This window comes from Comamonas sp. HJ-2 (assembly GCF_053615495.1).
Genome location: NZ_JBSIFD010000001.1, coordinates 243,171 through 258,447 on the forward strand (window position 1 = coordinate 243,171; position 15,277 = coordinate 258,447).

Consider the following 15,277-nt stretch of genomic DNA (forward strand, 5'->3'; position numbering starts at 1 on the left):
AAGCCGGGTCAGGACCCCCTCGGGGGGCAGCGAGCACACGCAGTGAGCAAGCGTGGGGGTCAAAAAATTTTACTCGTAGCCGAAGGATTTGACCCGGGCCTCGTCGTCGGCCCAGCCGGACTTGACCTTGACCCAGACTTCGAGGAACACCTTGGCATTGAGCAGCTTTTCGAGCTCCTGACGGGTTTCGGTGGAGATGCGCTTGAGGCGCTCGCCGCCCTGGCCGATCACCATGGCCTTGTGACCGTCGCGCTCGACCACGATGGTGGCTGCAATGCGCATGAAGCGACCGAACTTGGGACTCGGCTCCTCCTCGAACTTGTCGATGACCACCGTCGAGGTATAGGGCAACTCGTCGCCCGTGAAGCGGAACAGCTTCTCGCGCAGAGTCTCGGAAGCCAGGAATTTCTCGCTGCGGTCGGTCAGTTCGTCCTCGCCGTAGAACCAGGGCTGCTGCGGCAGGTATTTGGCGCAGATGCCATACATGCGCTCGATATCCTTTTTGTTCTTGGCCGACATGGGCACGAACTCGGCAAAAGGATGGCGCTCCTGCATATCGCGCAGCCAGGGGGCGATCTCGGCACGGCGACCCACGGTGTCGAGCTTGTTGGCGATCAAGAGCGTGGGAATGCCGGGCTTGAACAGGCTCAGCACCTTGGCATCGGCCAGCGTGAAGCTGCCCGCCTCCACCACGAACAGGATCAGGTCCACATCGCCGATGGCGCCCATCACGGTCTTGTTGAGCGACTTGTTCAGGGCAGTGGAATGCTTGGTCTGGAAACCGGGGGTATCGACAAAGACGAATTGGGTCTCGTCCTTGGTGCGGATGCCGGTGATGCGGTGGCGCGTGGTCTGGGCCTTGCGCGACGTGATGGAGATCTTCTGGCCCACCAGCGCGTTCATCAGCGTGGACTTGCCCACATTGGGCTTGCCGACGATGGCGATCAGGCCGCAGCGCTGCTCTTCGGGCGCGTAGACGCGCGCCGGAGCCTCTTCCTCCTGATCGCGGATGGCAGTCGGCGTGCTGCCGGGCTTGGCAGCGGCCAGCATGGCGCTGATGTAGTCCAGGCTGGGGTCGCTGATATCGGTAGTCACAGACTTGGGGCCTTTCTGGCCCTTGGCTTTTTCTGCACCTGCGGTGCCCGCTATCTTTTTCTTAGCAGCATCGGTCATGGATTTTTGGCTTTCACTTTTTCCAGCAAGGCAGCGGCGGCTGCCTGCTCGCCCATGCGACGGGATGCTCCCGAGCCCTGGGCGCTGATATTCCATTCGGCAATCGTGCACTCGACCTTGAAGGTCTGCTTGTGCGCCGCGCCACTGATTTCCACCACATGGTATTGCGGCAGCTTCATGCGCTTGCCCTGTAGCAATTCCTGCAGTGCGGTCTTGGGGTCTTTGTCGGCCGCACGCATATGGGGGTTGATGTCCACGCCCTCGAAGAGGTGGTGGACGACTTTCTCGCCTGCGGCAAAGCCGGCATCGAGGTAGACGGCACCGATCAGCGCCTCCACGGCATCAGCCAGGATGGAGGGACGCTGCTTGCCGCCGGACTTGGCCTCACCTTCGCCCAGGCGCAGCAGATCGGGCAGCTGCAGCTTCAGCGCAATCTTGTGCAGCGTGCCTTCCTTGACGAGATTGGCCCGAACACGCGAGAGATCGCCTTCGGGCATAGAGGCCAGCTTGGCATAAAGCAAGCTGGAGATGGCCAGACTGAGCACCGAGTCGCCCAGAAACTCCAGTCGCTCGTTGTTGTCGGCCGAAAAGCTGCGGTGCGTGATGGCACGCTGCAGCAGCGCCGGGTTGGCAAATTGATGTTGCAGCCTTTGCTGCAGAGCGACTAGAGCAGGTTCCACCTGAAAGGTCTATTTCTTGAAACGGTAAACAAGGTAGGCAGGGCCTGCCAGATGAATCTCACGGGAATACTCGAAGCCCACGACGATCTTGTCGTTGACCTTGGTCACGTTCAGATCGTTGCCGGAGATGGACTTGAAATCATCAATGGAGGCCGAACGATCGAAGCTGGCCTTGACTTCGGCAACGGTACTGCCTTCAGCGGCGGCCTTGTTGGCCGCCTTGGTGATGGCCTGGTACTCCAGGAAGACGGGCACCGATTGTGCGCCAATTGCGGCAACTGCCACGATGATGGCCACGAGAAACACCAGGCCGATAAAGGACAGACCACGCTGCCTGGAGCGCAATGCCAGATTTTTCATGCTTTTCCCCTCTCAAGCCGGGCATGTTTCTGCCCGTGTATCCCAGAAAAATGACGAAACGATTGCCGGTGCTCAGTGGAAACGGCCGATACGGCTCAGGTCACCAAAGTTCATCCAGACAAAAAAGGCCTTGCCCACGATGTTCTGGTCGGGCACAAAACCCCAGTAGCGCGAGTCCAGCGAGTTGTCGCGGTTGTCGCCCATCATGAAGTAATGGCCCTCGGGCACCTTGCAGGTCACGCCTTCCACGCTGTAGCGGCAGTTTTCCTTGAAGTCGAAATTGCTCGCCCCCTGGATGAAGGCCGGCACATCGTTGTTGACGATGGCACGGTGCGGCTGCTCGCCCAGAGTTTCCTCGAACTGCTTGAAGTAACGCATCACGTCACGGTCCAGAAAGTCCGGCAGCTCACGGGTGGGCAGCTCCTTGCCGTTGATGCTCAGGCGCTTGTTGATATAGGCCACCTCATCGCCGGGCACGCCCACCACACGCTTGATGTAGTCCAGCGTGGGCTGGGGCGGGTAGCGGAACACCATCACATCGCCGCGCTGGGGCTTGTTGCCTTCGGTGATCTTCTTGTTGATCACGGGCAGGCGGATGCCGTAGGTGAACTTGTTGACCAGGATCAGGTCGCCCACCATCAGCGTCGGAATCATGGAGCCCGAGGGAATCTTGAACGGCTCGAACAGAAAGGAGCGCAGCACGAAGACGATGGCGATCACCGGGAACAGACCGGCGGTCCAATCCAGCCACCAGGGTTGCATGAGGATGCGACCTTTGGCGTCTTCGGAGACTTCGATGTCGGTCTTGGCAATGCCCATGCGATCCAGCTCGGCGCGGCGCTCGACCGCGGCCTGCTCCAGCGCAGCCGCAGCCGCGCGGCGTCGAGGCCAGAAGTAAAAGCGCTCGGCCAGCCAGTACACCCCGGTCACCACGGTTGCCAGAAACAGCAGCAGTGCGAAGTTGCCCTCGATGGAGCCGGTGTACCAGGCCGCGATATAGCCTACAAAGGCCGCCAGGATGGCGGCCGTGATCCACTGCATGACTTGCATCAATCCTCCACTTGCAGAATGGCCAGGAAGGCTTCCTGCGGCACTTCCACCGAACCGATCTGCTTCATACGCTTCTTGCCGGCCTTCTGCTTTTCGAGCAGCTTGCGCTTACGCGTGATGTCGCCGCCATAGCACTTGGCCAGCACGTTCTTGCGCATGGCCTTGACGGTCTCGCGCGCAATGATGTTGGCGCCGATCGCGGCCTGAATGGCCACATCGAACATCTGGCGGCTGATGATCTCGCGCATCTTGGCCACCACGGCACGGCCGCGGTAAACGGACTGCGAACGGTGCACGATGATGGACAGGGCGTCGACCTTTTCGCCATTGAGCAGAATGTCGACCTTCACCACGTCGGAAGCGCGATATTCCTTGAACTCATAGTCCATGGAGGCGTAGCCTCGCGAGACGCTCTTGAGCTTGTCGAAGAAGTCCAGCACGATTTCGCCCAGCGGCATCTCGTAGGTCAGCATGACCTGACGGCCGTGGTATTGCATATTCATCTGCACGCCACGCTTCTGGTTGGCCAGCGTCATCACCGGACCCACATAGTCTTGCGGCATGTAGAGGTGCACGGTCACGATGGGCTCGCGGATCTCCTGGATGCGGCCGATGTCGGGCATCTTGGAAGGATTTTCCACATCGATCAGCTCGCCATCGCCCTTGATCACCTGGTAGACCACGCTGGGTGCCGTGGTGATCAGGTCCTGGTCGAACTCGCGCTCCAGGCGCTCCTGCACGATTTCCATGTGCAGCAGGCCCAGAAAGCCGCAGCGGAAGCCAAAGCCCAGAGCTTGCGAGACTTCGGGCTCGAACTGCAACGCCGCATCGTTGAGCTGCAGCTTTTCCAGCGCATCACGCAACTGGTCGTATTCAGAGGCTTCGGTGGGGTACAGACCCGCGAAAACCTGGGGCTTGACTTCCTTGAAGCCCGGCAGAGGCTTCTCGGCAGGACCCAGGTTGTTGGGCAGCTTTTTTTCCAGCGTGATGGTGTCACCGACCTTGGCGGCCTTCAGCTCCTTGATGCCGGCAATGATGTAACCCACCTCGCCGGCCCTGAGCATGTCGCGCGGCTGGTTGGCCGGGGTGAACACGCCGATGTTGTTGGCTTCGTAGGCAGCGCCGCTGGCCATCATCTTGAAGCGCTCGTTCTTCTTGAGCTCGCCATCGACCACGCGCACCAGCATCACGACGCCCACATAGGGGTCGAACCAGCTGTCCACGATCATGGCACGCAGCGGGCCATCGGGATTGCCCTTGGGGGCCGGCACCTTGGCCACGATAGCTTCCAGGATCTCGTCGATGCCCATGCCGGTCTTGGCCGAGCAGGGAATGGCATCGCTGGCATCGATACCGATCACGTCCTCGATCTCGGCCTTGGCGTTCTCGGGATCGGCCTGGGGCAGGTCCATCTTGTTGAGGACGGCGAATACCTCCACGCCCAGGTCCAGCGCGGTGTAGCAGTTGGCCACGGTCTGGGCTTCCACGCCCTGGGAGGCATCGACCACCAGCAGGCCGCCTTCGCAGGCCGACAGCGAGCGCGAGACTTCGTAGGAAAAGTCCACGTGGCCAGGGGTGTCGATCAGGTTCAGGTTGTAGACCTTGCCGTCCTTGGCCTTGTACTGCAGGGCAGCGGTCTGGGCCTTGATGGTGATGCCGCGCTCTTTCTCGATGTCCATCGAGTCCAGCACCTGGGCTTCCATATCGCGGTCGGCAAGGCCTCCGCAGCGCTGGATCAGGCGGTCCGCCAGAGTGGACTTGCCATGGTCAATATGCGCAATGATGGAGAAATTACGGATGTGATTCATCAACGAGAAAGACAGCTTTGGAATTGAAAAAAGTGGCCTGCAGCAGCAAGAAAAAAGGGCGCGTCCCTCAAGCGGCGCGCCCTTAACCAACAATCTCTGGCAACTGCGATAGTTGGGACTTTATTGTAGGCAAAACTGGCCGCAAGCCAAGACCCAGCAAGGCTTGACAAGTTTCGGTTTGTGATTTTCGAATTCATTTATCAACAAATTATCCACAAACCAGAAAACACCGTTTAGCCATCAGCAGCCGGAGATTGCAAAGGCTTTTGCACCGCTTGAAAACCGCCTGTCAGCGTGATTTTTTGCGTCCAACCACCATGCATTTGCGTGGGATTCTACCCAATGGCATAGGGGCACTGACAGGCTGAGGGCTTGTTGTCATTTCAGATCACGAAATGGCAACAAGCCCATGCAGGCTTTTCGCCACATTTATTTGGCAGGGCGAATCAGCACATACTGCGCCCAGTCACCACGGCGCACCAGCACATTGACGGGCTTGGACTTGTCGGCCTTGGCCCAGGCGGCCTCGAAGCTCTTGAGATCGGAGACTTCCGCATTCGCCAATTGCAGAATCACATCGCCTTCACGCAGGCCGGCGCGGGCTGCCGCATCCACCGCAGCCGACACGCGCACGCCGCCCTTGATGGCCAGCTCCTTCTTCTGTGCAGACGTCAGCTCGCTCAGCGTCAGGCCCAGAGCCTTGTTCTCCAGCGTACCGGATGGAGTCTTGCCTGCACCACTGTTGCCTGCCTTGGTCTTGGCAGATTCGTCGGAAGGTACTTCGGCAATCACCATGCTCAGCTCCTTGAGCTTGCCGCGGCGCAGCACGGTAATGGTGCTCTTGGTGCCGGGCTTGGTATTGCCCACGAGACGCGGCAGATCGGAGACCTTCTCGATGGCCTTGCCATCGAACTTGGTGATCACGTCGCCCGCCTCCACACCGGCCTTGGCCGCGGGAGAGTCCGGCTCGACGGCCGACACCAGAGCGCCTTCTGGCTTGCCAAGGCCGATGGACTCTGCCACGTCCTTGGTCACGGGGCCGATCTGCACGCCGATACGACCGCGCGTGACCTTGCCGGTGGCACGCAGCTGATCGCTGACACGGATCGCTTCATCCACGGGAATTGCAAAGCTGATGCCCATGAAGCCGCCCGAGCGCGAGTAGATCTGGCTGTTGATCCCCACCACCTCGCCACGCATATTGATCAGCGGGCCGCCCGAGTTGCCGGGGTTGATGGCCACATCGGTCTGAATGAAGGGCAGATAGTCACCGGTATCGCGCTGCTTGGCAGAGACAATGCCGGCTGTGACCGAATTTTCGAGTCCGAAGGGCGAGCCAATCGCCATGACCCACTCGCCCACGCGCAGCTTGCTCACATCGCCGATCTTGACTGCGGGAAGCCCTTTGGCATCGATCTTGACCACAGCCACATCGGTGCGCTTGTCCGCGCCGACTATTTTTGCCTTGAACTCGCGCTTGTCGGTCAGCGTGACAATGACTTCATCGGCACCATCGACCACATGGGCATTGGTCATCACATAGCCGTCAGCCGTGAGGATGAAGCCCGATCCCACGCCACGCGGCTGCTCTTCCTCGGACTGACCGCCCTTGGGCGAGCGCTGACGCGGCACATTGGGCACGGGAAGGCCGAAGCGGCGGAAGAACTCTAGCATGTCTTCATCCATGCCCAGAGCTTCGGCGCTGTTGTTCGAGACCTTCTCCAGCGTACGGATGTTGACCACCGAAGGCCCGACCTGATCGACAAGATCCGTGAAGTCCGGCAGCCCGCGCGCCGTTGCAGCACTTTGGGCATGAGCAGCTGTAACCGGCAGCATGCCTCCTGCGGCCAGGGCCGCGATCGCCATCGAACTGGCAATGGCTGTAGCCGAAACACGGGATTTGAGCGTCATCCAGGATGGTGTGCGCATCGTTTTTATTCCTTGTTCGAGTCGTCGGACAGAACGGGTCGCCAAATCAGACCCATGAGAGAAAACAGGTGAGAGCATTGAAGCGCATTCTGGCAAAAGCCGCCATCAACTGAAAGCGCTCCAGCCCGTGAAATCGGGCACAGATCAAACAGTATCTGTACCCAACAGATCCTAAATCAATAGCTTCGCACGCAAGCTGCATAAAGCTTAGACCTGAAAACCATGCGTTTCAGGCCTAAGACTGCTGTGCGCAGAAGCATCAATGGCGGGTAGCCGTGGCAAAGCTTGCATTGCGCAAAAAGCTGGCAGGCATCTGCAGATTGGGCGCGCTGCTTTGCTGAGGGTGAGAAGCCAACAACTCGTCCAGACGCGGATCGCGCAGCATCACGGTCTGGCCGTTGGGGCCAGCAACTGCCACCACGGTGGAAGACTGGGCTTCCGAACCCAGGGGCATGGCCGTCTCTTCACCGCCCGAAACGGGCTGGCTCAATCCTAGCGATGCGGCAGGCGCGGCGGCCACCACGGCATTCGGGCTGAGAGCAGCGAGCTGCGCCCCACCCTGGCGGCCGTACAGCCCCCCCGAACCGGCGAGCATGACCCCCCAGCCAACGGCGGCCACGGCAGCAACCGAGGCAAAGCCGGCTGCCATTTTCCAGCGAAAGACCGATGCATTGGCCGCCTGACGGGCAGGCAGGCTGACCACGGTTGCGCCATTGCCCAGCGCCTGCCCACGTTCCTCGGCAGCTGTGATCTGCTCCAAACCGCCCAAGCTCAATGAACTGGCCGCATCTGCGGTCACACCGGGCAGATGAATGCCACGGATCGGCTCACGCTCCATATGGGCGCGCACGCCGCTCAAAATATCGTGCTGACTGTGATGGGCCAGCTCCGGAGAACGCAGCACATCGCCAATCAGGTGGTACATGGCCCAGGACTGCTGGCCTTCGTCGCTTTCCGCATAGGAGAGCACGGCCTGCATCTGGACCGAGGAAGCCTCGCCATCCACCAGTGCCGACAACTGTTCCTGCTTGATCAGATCGTCATTCATGAAGTTCACCTGCTCGTCTTGCCTGTACTACCAACGCTTTCCACCCTGGCGCTCCAGTAAGGGCTTGACCCTGGCCGAAATCGCCTCGCGTGCCCGAAAGATGCGCGAGCGCACCGTGCCTATGGGGCAGTCCATCGCCTGCGCGATTTCCTCATAGCTGAGCCCCTCGATTTCGCGCAACGTGACCGCCTGACGCAAATCCTCGGGCAAAGCCTCCATGGCGGCGTTGACGGCTTCGGCAATTTCACGCGCCGCCAACACTGTTTCCGGGGTTTCCTGAGTCGTTAGTTCCTGTCTGTGAACAGAAGTTTCATCCTCATCGTCCCCAGTGTGTAACGCGCTCTCGGTCATCACCGGCGAGCGATGCATTTCCATCAAGGCCTTCTTGGCCGTATTGACGGCAATGCGGTACAGCCAGGTGTAGAACTGGGCCTCGCCGCGGAACTGGTGCAAGGCCTTGTAGGCGCGGATGAAGGTTTCCTGCGTGATGTCAGGCACCAGATCGACATCGCGCACCATGCGGCCCACCAGACGTTCGATGCGACGCTGGTACTTGATGACCAGAAGCTCAAAAGCCCGTGTGTCGCCAGCATTGGCTCGTTCGACCAAAGCCAGATCGCTGTCGGCAGAGGGAGTGGGAAAATCGGGAGGTGTCATGAAAGGCCAAGCGGCGTGCTGCCATAACCGGCGAGGGCCTAGCCCTGCTCTGCCAGCGGCACGATGGAGGAATATACCGCACGCCGCAAGTCTCCCCATTGCTCGGGGCTGTGTCGTTGAGACAGGAAAATCCATAGCAGCTTGCGCCTGCCGCCCTTGGTCCTGAACACCAGAACATCCGAAACACTGAGCCAAAGCCAGTGGCCAGCATCAAGCCCCACCGCCAGCCGCACAGGCAGTGACCGAGCGGTTGACAGGTTTTCGGCTTCCAGCAACCAGTGCTCGCCATTCCAGAGCAGACGTCCTTGCGGCCAGTTGCGCCACTGTCCGCAAAGCAGCACTGCGGCCAGGATCAAGGCCGGCAAAGCCAGCAGCACCTGCAACCAGCCCGACTGGACTTGCAGGCACCAGACCAGCAGAGCCATCAGCAAGACCATCCCGGTCAGCAGCAGCAGTCCTCCGGCGCAGCCAGGCCGGACAAAGACATAGGCAACTGCTGGAGCATGGTAGCGAGCACTCATGGGCCGACCATGTGCGAAAACCCGGCTGCAGCAAAGCTAGGGAAAGCACGATCAAGCCGCACATAGAACAAAGCCCGCAAGGCCAGGGCCTGTGCGGGCTGTGCAGAAGCTGCTCGAAGCGACTTAGACGCGCTTGAAGACCAGCGTGCCGTTGGTGCCACCGAAACCGAAGTTGTTCTTCACGGCAACTTCCAGCTTGGCGTCACGCGCCGTATTGGCGCAATAGTCCAGATCGCACTCGGGATCCTGGTTGATCAGATTGATGGTCGGAGGAATCTTCTGGTCGTGCAGCGCCATCACGGTGAAAACGCTCTCGATACCACCAGCACCACCCAGCAGGTGACCCGTCATGGACTTGGTCGAGCTGACCACCAGATTCTTCTTCGCAAACTCGCCCATGGCCGCCTTGATGGCATTGGATTCATTCGCATCGCCCAGAGGCGTGGAAGTGCCGTGCGCATTCAGGTAGTTGACCTGATCCTGGTTCACACCGGCATTGCGCAAAGCGTTGAGCATGGCACGGCGAGGGCCGTCCATATTGGGTGCGGTCATGTGACCGGCGTCGGCACTCATGCCAAAGCCTGCCAGCTCCGCGTAAATCTTGGCGCCGCGGGCCTTGGCGTGTTCGTACTCTTCGAGCACCAGCACACCAGCACCTTCGCCGAGCACAAAGCCGTCACGGTCCTTGTCCCAGGGGCGCGATGCAGCCTTGGGGTCGTCGTTGCGCGTTGACAGCGCACGCATGGCAGCAAAGCCGCCCACACCCAGAGGCGAAACAGTGGCTTCCGTGCCACCGGCCACGACGATGTCTGCATCGCCGTATTCGATCATGCGTCCGGCTTCGCCGATGCAGTGCAGGCCTGTGGTGCAGGCTGTCACTATCGACAGATTCGGCCCCTTGAAGCCAAATCGCATGGACACATGCCCTGCCACCATATTGATGATGGAAGCAGGCACGAAGAACGGCGTGATGCGGCGAGGACCGCGGGCAGCCAGTTCTGCGTGAGTGTTCTCGATCAGCGGCAGGCCGCCAATGCCCGAGCCGATCACGCAGGCAATGCGTGTGGCCAGGTCTTCGGACAGGGCTTCACCTGTGGGCAGGCCTGCGTCCAGAACGGCTTGCTCCGCAGCCGCGATGCCGTAATGAATGAAGCTATCCATGGAGCGCGCATCCTTGGCGCTCATGTATTTCTCCACATCAAATCCCTTGACCTCACCTGCAATCTTGCAGGAGAAGTTCGACGCATCGAACTTGGTGATGAGGTCAATACCGGACTGGCCGGCCAAAAGATTGGCCCAGGCTTCGCCCACCGTGTTACCCACGGGGGAGATGCAGCCCAGACCGGTCACGACAACGCGACGACGGCTCATGCGTTCAAACCTTTAACTGATCGCTGAAAAAAGACCTTAGGCCTTTTGGTGGGTATTGGCGTAGTCGATGGCGTTTTGCACCGTCGTGATCTTCTCTGCGTCTTCGTCAGGGATCTCGATGCCGAATTCATCTTCCAGGGCCATCACCAGTTCCACTGTGTCCAGGGAGTCAGCGCCCAGGTCAGCCACGAAGGCCTTTTCGTTGGTCACTTGGGACTCTTCAACGCCGAGTTGTTCGGCAATGATTTTTTTGACACGTGCTTCGATATCGCTCATGGTTTCCCTCAGGGGGTTGTGAATGAACCCGCGATTCTAGCCGTTTCGGGAGAAGCCCCCTTGGCGGCTGGCCGTCGCGAGGAAACGGCCACTGAACTTGCAAAAGTGTTCAGCTTCTGGCAGCAAGTGCGGCAAACACCGCGCAAACTGCCGAAATTTCTTACATGTACATGCCGCCGTTGACGTGCAGTTCCTGCCCCGTCACATAGCCGGCACCGGCAGAAGCCAGATAGGCCACGGCATGCGCGATGTCGCTGGGCTGACCCAGATCACCCATGGCGATCTGTGCCTTGAGCGCAGCCTTTTGCGCCTCTGGCAGATCTGCCGTCATGTCCGTGGCGATGAAGCCCGGAGCTACACAGTTCACGGTGATGCCGCGACTGCCCAGCTCCTTGGCCAGAGCACGGGTCATGCCAGCCACGCCAGCCTTGGCGGCAGCGTAATTGGCCTGACCGGCATTGCCCGAGGCACCAACCACGCTGGTGATGCTGATGATGCGACCGAAACGCTGCTTCATCATGGGACGAATAGCCGCACGGCTGACTCGGAAAACAGCCTTCAGATTGGTGTCGGTGACGGCATCCCAGTCGTCATCCTTCATGCGCATGGCCAGGGTGTCGCGCGTGATACCGGCATTGTTGACCAGCACATGCAGGCCGCCGTCGTTCTTGACGATGGAGTCGATCAGGGCATCCACGGCAGCGCCGTCGGTCACGTTCAGCGTGACACCACGGCCGCCGAAGGCGGACAGCGCCTGGCTGATCTTTTCGGCACCAGCATCCGATGTGGCCGTGCCAATCACTTGATAGCCCTTGGAGGCCAGCTCCTGCGCGATGGCGGCACCAATGCCACGGGTGGCACCGGTGACCAGGGCAACCTGGGGCTTGGTCTGGTTATCAGTCATGCGAGCAATTCTTTCACGTCAGCCAGGGTGGCTGTATCAAACAGGGGAACACCCGTCAGGTCGGCGTCAATACGCTTGACCATGCCGGCCAGCACCTTGCCGGGTCCACATTCCACGATATGGGTCACGCCGCGAGCCTTGATGGCCTGCACGCACTCCACCCAGCGCACCGGACCAAAGGCCTGACGATACAGGGCATCGCGAATCGCATCAGCGTCCGTCTGGACGGTGACGTCGATATTGTTGATGACGGGAATCAGGGGAGTAGCCAGCGTCAGCTCGGCCAGCGCGGCCTTGAGCTTTTCTGCAGCAGGCTTCATCAGGCTGGAGTGAAAAGGTGCGGAGACCGGCAGAGGCAGGGCGCGCTTGGCACCGGCCGCCTTGACCGCTTCACAGGCCCTCTCCACGGCCAGCTTGCTGCCGGCGATCACTGTCTGACCGGGATCGTTGAAGTTCACGGCTTCCACCACTTCAGCACCGCCCAGCTGAGCCGTCACTTCGGCGCAGACCGCCTTGACCTTTTCGGCATCCAGGGCCAGCACGGCCGCCATGCCACCCGTGCCAACGGGCACGGCATCCTGCATGGCCGCGGCACGCAGACGCACCAGCGGAGCGGCCTGAGCCAGCGTCAGCACGCCGGAAGCGACCAGCGCCGAGTATTCACCCAGGGAGTGACCGGCCACCGCATCCGGCAGTGCACCGCCTTCTGCCTGCCAGACACGCCAGGCCGCAACACCGGCAACCAGCATCACGGGCTGGGTATTGGTGGTCAGCGCCAGAGCTTCCTTCGGGCCTTGCTTGATCAGCAGACCCACATCCTCGCCCAGAGCCTCGGAGGCTTCGGCCACGGTCTGAGCCACGACGGGATGATCCCCCCAGCCATCCAGCATGCCCACGGACTGCGAACCCTGGCCAGGAAATACAAATGCGAATTTCTTCATATTTCTTAGTATAAAAATTGCCTGAAACGCTTATTTATATAGCGTCTACAGCTACATCTTGAGGAGCACCGCACCCCAGGTGAAGCCACCGCCTACCCCTTCGAGCAGCACGGTCTGGCCTTTTTTGACCTGTCCGCTGCGCACGCCATGATCGAGTGCCAGAGGAATCGAAGCCGCCGAGGTGTTGCCATGCTGATCGACGGTCACCACCACCTTGTCCATGGACAGCTTGAGCTTGCGCGCCGTGCTTTGCATGATGCGGATATTGGCCTGGTGCGGGATCAGCCAATCGATGTCGGCATCCGTCAGACCCGCTTTTTCCAGCGCGGAGCGAGCCGCCTTGTCCAGCACGCTCACTGCCAGCTTGAAGACAGCCTGACCGTCCATCTTGAGCAAGGGATCGCCCAGCACATTGCCGCCGGAGACATTGCCCGGTACGCAGAGAATGCCCACATGGCTGCCATCGGCATGCAGCTCGGTAGCCAGAATGCCAGGCTCGTCGGAAGCCTCCAGCACCACGGCGCCTGCGCCATCACCGAACAGCACGCAGGTCGTGCGGTCGTTGAAATCCAGGATACGGCTGAAGACTTCGGAGCCCACCACCAGCACGCGCTTGGCAGCGCCGGTCTGGATCATGGAATCGGCCACCGTCAGGGCATAGACGAAACCGCTGCACACGGCCTGCACATCGAAGGCCGGGCAGCCATTGCTGATGCCCAGCTTGTGCTGCAGGATGGCGGCCGTCGAGGGAAACACCATGTCCGGAGTGGACGTGGCGACAATGATCAGATCGATGTCCGAAGCCTCGATGCCTGCGGCCTCGATGGCCTTGCGGCTGGCCTCAAGAGCCAGGTCGCTGCTGGTCACATCGGGCTCGGCGAAGTGGCGGGCACGAATGCCGGTGCGTTCGACGATCCACTCGTCCGAGGTTTCCAGGCCGCGCTGAGCCAGCTCGGCTGCGAGGTCGTTATTGGTCAGGCGGCGGGGCGGCAGGTAACTGCCGGTGCCAATGATGCGTGCGTAGCGTCTCATGTCTTCTATCAGGGCGCCGAAGTTCCAGATTCCGTCTGTGCTGCCAGCAGCAAAGGTGCGGCAGCAGCAATACGGCTGCGGACACGGTCAAGCAGGTTGTTGCGTGCCGCATCATACGCGCGGTTCAAAGCATGCTCGAATGCCATTGCATCAGCCGAGCCATGGCTTTTGAAGACCAGCCCGCGCAGACCCAGCAAGGCAGCGCCGTTGTAACGACGATGATCAACACGCTTCATAAGCGCAGATAGCACCGGATAGGCAATGATGGCAGCAATCTTGGTGAAGATGTTGCGCTTGAACTCTTCCTTGAGAATCCCCGAGATCATCGAGGCAACCCCCTCGGTGGTCTTGAGTGCAACGTTACCAACGAAACCATCACACACGACAATGTCCACCACACCCTTGAAGGTGTCATTACCTTCCACATTTCCGTAGAAATTGAGGTTGCCCGCATCGCCTGCAGTGCGCAGCAGCTCGCCGGCACGCTTGATGACTTCGCTGCCCTTGATCAGCTCTTCACCGATATTGAGCAGGCCGACACTGGGCGCCTCCGTATTCTTGAGCGCAGACACCAGGGCCGAGCCCATGACCGCAAACTGCAGCAGATGTTCTGCCGTGCAGTCCACATTGGCCCCCAGATCCAGCATGGTGGTGTCACTGCCCTTGGCGTTGGGCAAACCAAAGGCAATCGCGGGACGATCGATGCCATCCAGAGTCTTGAGCAGATAGCGCGAGATTGCCATCAGCGCCCCGGTATTGCCCGCCGACACTGCAGCCTGAGCCGCACCATTCTTGACCTGCTGCACGGCCACGCGCATGGACGAGTCCTTTTTCTTGCGCAGAGCTATTTCCACGGGATCATCCATGCTCACCACCTCCGTGGCGGGAACAAGGGTCACGCGTTCATGCTTGAAGTCGGCCAACTCCTCGGCCTTGCCGACCAGCAGCAGATGCGCATCGGGGTGTGAATTCAGAAACTGACGGCACGCGGCCAGCGTGACGCGGGGGCCATGATCGCCCCCCATGCAGTCAACAGCCAAATTAATCATGGGCGACTGACAAATCCAATTAGGCTTGGGATGATGAATTGAAGGATCCGAGGACCACAACAGAAGCTATTTGCAAAACCAGCATTGAGATTTTGCAGCCATGCCCGTCATGACAGGCTTTGCAAATATCTCCCATAAAAACAAAAGCCTGTTGCTACAAAAAAATGTAGCAACAGGCTTTGCGAATGCAGTCGTCGCTTAGGCTTCGGACTTGTTCTTCAGCACTTGACGGCCACGGTACACGCCGTTGGGGCTGATGTGGTGGCGCAGGTGTGTCTCGCCGGTAGTGGCTTCGACAGCGATGCCAGGCACATTCAGTGCGTTGTGCGAACGGTGCATGCCGCGCTTGGAGGGAGACTTCTTGTTTTGCTGAACAGCCATGATGGCTCCTGTGTATCTTGAAAGGGTTGGTAACACGACTCACACAGCAAGACCGGGCAAAAAACTCTGCCTTTCGACGCCCCCACCGATAGTGAGA

General features: G+C 60.1%; 16 protein-coding genes. All 16 read right to left on the bottom strand.

Annotated features, from left to right (window positions below; translation table 11 throughout):
- Positions 1 to 69 precede the first annotated feature (69 nt).
- Positions 70 to 1,173, bottom strand: a complete 1,104-nt coding sequence (gene era / locus ACWGXF_RS01125; protein ID WP_003064203.1) for a GTPase Era — start codon at positions 1,171 to 1,173, stop codon at positions 70 to 72.
- Positions 1,170 to 1,853, bottom strand: a complete 684-nt coding sequence (gene rnc, locus ACWGXF_RS01130; RefSeq protein WP_003057967.1) for a ribonuclease III — start codon at positions 1,851 to 1,853, stop codon at positions 1,170 to 1,172. The genes era and rnc overlap by 4 nt, the downstream gene beginning before the upstream one ends.
- Positions 1,854 to 1,862: 9 nt before the next feature.
- The gene (locus ACWGXF_RS01135) at positions 1,863 to 2,213 is read right to left on the bottom strand and encodes a DUF4845 domain-containing protein (RefSeq protein ID WP_003057968.1); all 351 of its coding nucleotides are present in this window, start codon (positions 2,211 to 2,213) and stop codon (positions 1,863 to 1,865) included.
- A gap of 72 nt (positions 2,214 to 2,285) precedes the next feature.
- Positions 2,286 to 3,263, bottom strand: coding sequence for a signal peptidase I (gene lepB, locus ACWGXF_RS01140; protein WP_003064198.1), 978 nt, complete (start codon positions 3,261 to 3,263; stop codon positions 2,286 to 2,288).
- Positions 3,263 to 5,071 carry a translation elongation factor 4 gene (gene lepA, locus ACWGXF_RS01145; RefSeq protein WP_003064195.1) on the bottom strand — a complete coding sequence of 603 codons (1,809 nt, stop codon included), beginning with the start codon at positions 5,069 to 5,071 and terminating at the stop codon, positions 3,263 to 3,265. Before lepA ends, lepB begins: the two co-directional genes overlap by 1 nt.
- Positions 5,072 to 5,500: 429 nt before the next feature.
- Positions 5,501 to 7,000, bottom strand: a complete 1,500-nt coding sequence (locus tag ACWGXF_RS01150) for a DegQ family serine endoprotease (protein ID WP_003064192.1) — start codon at positions 6,998 to 7,000, stop codon at positions 5,501 to 5,503.
- Positions 7,001 to 7,259: 259 nt separating this feature from the next.
- A complete protein-coding gene (locus tag ACWGXF_RS01155) occupies positions 7,260 to 8,048 on the bottom strand; it encodes a sigma-E factor negative regulatory protein (RefSeq protein WP_003064189.1) in 789 nt (262 codons plus the stop codon).
- A gap of 27 nt (positions 8,049 to 8,075) precedes the next feature.
- Positions 8,076 to 8,705, bottom strand: coding sequence for an RNA polymerase sigma factor RpoE (gene rpoE / locus ACWGXF_RS01160; protein ID WP_003064186.1), 630 nt, complete (start codon positions 8,703 to 8,705; stop codon positions 8,076 to 8,078).
- Positions 8,706 to 8,743: 38 nt separating this feature from the next.
- On the bottom strand, positions 8,744 to 9,226 hold the full coding sequence (locus ACWGXF_RS01165; protein ID WP_256629877.1) for a hypothetical protein: 483 nt from the start codon (positions 9,224 to 9,226) through the stop codon (positions 8,744 to 8,746).
- Positions 9,227 to 9,349: 123 nt separating this feature from the next.
- Positions 9,350 to 10,597, bottom strand: coding sequence for a beta-ketoacyl-ACP synthase II (gene fabF, locus ACWGXF_RS01170; protein ID WP_256629876.1), 1,248 nt, complete (start codon positions 10,595 to 10,597; stop codon positions 9,350 to 9,352).
- 36 nt (positions 10,598 to 10,633) lie between these two features.
- The gene (gene acpP / locus ACWGXF_RS01175) at positions 10,634 to 10,873 is read right to left on the bottom strand and encodes an acyl carrier protein (protein ID WP_003058049.1); all 240 of its coding nucleotides are present in this window, start codon (positions 10,871 to 10,873) and stop codon (positions 10,634 to 10,636) included.
- 160 nt (positions 10,874 to 11,033) lie between these two features.
- Positions 11,034 to 11,777, bottom strand: coding sequence for a 3-oxoacyl-ACP reductase FabG (fabG, locus tag ACWGXF_RS01180; protein WP_003058052.1), 744 nt, complete (start codon positions 11,775 to 11,777; stop codon positions 11,034 to 11,036).
- Positions 11,774 to 12,718 (bottom strand): ACP S-malonyltransferase, encoded by a 945-nt coding sequence (fabD, locus tag ACWGXF_RS01185; RefSeq protein ID WP_256629875.1) that lies wholly within the window; start codon positions 12,716 to 12,718, stop codon positions 11,774 to 11,776. Before fabD ends, fabG begins: the two co-directional genes overlap by 4 nt.
- 51 nt (positions 12,719 to 12,769) lie before the next feature.
- Positions 12,770 to 13,750 carry a beta-ketoacyl-ACP synthase III gene (locus ACWGXF_RS01190; RefSeq protein WP_003064176.1) on the bottom strand — a complete coding sequence of 327 codons (981 nt, stop codon included), beginning with the start codon at positions 13,748 to 13,750 and terminating at the stop codon, positions 12,770 to 12,772.
- Positions 13,751 to 13,758: 8 nt separating this feature from the next.
- Positions 13,759 to 14,799: a phosphate acyltransferase PlsX gene (plsX, locus tag ACWGXF_RS01195; RefSeq protein ID WP_256629874.1), complete on the bottom strand. Its 1,041-nt coding sequence runs from the start codon at positions 14,797 to 14,799 to the stop codon at positions 13,759 to 13,761.
- Positions 14,800 to 14,997: 198 nt separating this feature from the next.
- Complete coding sequence (rpmF, locus tag ACWGXF_RS01200; protein WP_003058062.1) at positions 14,998 to 15,180, bottom strand: 50S ribosomal protein L32; 183 nt, start codon at positions 15,178 to 15,180, stop codon at positions 14,998 to 15,000.
- Between the last annotated feature and the right edge of the window lie 97 nt (positions 15,181 to 15,277).

What these genes read in the sequence shown, in the direction of transcription:
- ACWGXF_RS01135 (WP_003057968.1), bottom strand. Translation starts at nt 2,213, where the DNA reads ATGAAAAATCTGGCATTGCGCTCCAGGCAGCGTGGTCTGTCCTTTATC.
- rpmF (WP_003058062.1), bottom strand. Translation starts at nt 15,180, where the DNA reads ATGGCTGTTCAGCAAAACAAGAAGTCTCCCTCCAAGCGCGGCATGCAC.
- rpoE (WP_003064186.1), bottom strand. Translation starts at nt 8,705, where the DNA reads ATGACACCTCCCGATTTTCCCACTCCCTCTGCCGACAGCGATCTGGCT.
- plsX (WP_256629874.1), bottom strand. Translation starts at nt 14,799, where the DNA reads ATGATTAATTTGGCTGTTGACTGCATGGGGGGCGATCATGGCCCCCGC.
- fabD (WP_256629875.1), bottom strand. Translation starts at nt 12,718, where the DNA reads ATGAAGAAATTCGCATTTGTATTTCCTGGCCAGGGTTCGCAGTCCGTG.
- lepB (WP_003064198.1), bottom strand. Translation starts at nt 3,263, where the DNA reads ATGCAAGTCATGCAGTGGATCACGGCCGCCATCCTGGCGGCCTTTGTA.
- lepA (WP_003064195.1), bottom strand. Translation starts at nt 5,071, where the DNA reads ATGAATCACATCCGTAATTTCTCCATCATTGCGCATATTGACCATGGC.
- fabF (WP_256629876.1), bottom strand. Translation starts at nt 10,597, where the DNA reads ATGAGCCGTCGTCGCGTTGTCGTGACCGGTCTGGGCTGCATCTCCCCC.
- ACWGXF_RS01165 (WP_256629877.1), bottom strand. Translation starts at nt 9,226, where the DNA reads ATGAGTGCTCGCTACCATGCTCCAGCAGTTGCCTATGTCTTTGTCCGG.
- ACWGXF_RS01150 (WP_003064192.1), bottom strand. Translation starts at nt 7,000, where the DNA reads ATGCGCACACCATCCTGGATGACGCTCAAATCCCGTGTTTCGGCTACA.
- era (WP_003064203.1), bottom strand. Translation starts at nt 1,173, where the DNA reads ATGACCGATGCTGCTAAGAAAAAGATAGCGGGCACCGCAGGTGCAGAA.
- ACWGXF_RS01190 (WP_003064176.1), bottom strand. Translation starts at nt 13,750, where the DNA reads ATGAGACGCTACGCACGCATCATTGGCACCGGCAGTTACCTGCCGCCC.
- ACWGXF_RS01155 (WP_003064189.1), bottom strand. Translation starts at nt 8,048, where the DNA reads ATGAATGACGATCTGATCAAGCAGGAACAGTTGTCGGCACTGGTGGAT.
- fabG (WP_003058052.1), bottom strand. Translation starts at nt 11,777, where the DNA reads ATGACTGATAACCAGACCAAGCCCCAGGTTGCCCTGGTCACCGGTGCC.
- acpP (WP_003058049.1), bottom strand. Translation starts at nt 10,873, where the DNA reads ATGAGCGATATCGAAGCACGTGTCAAAAAAATCATTGCCGAACAACTC.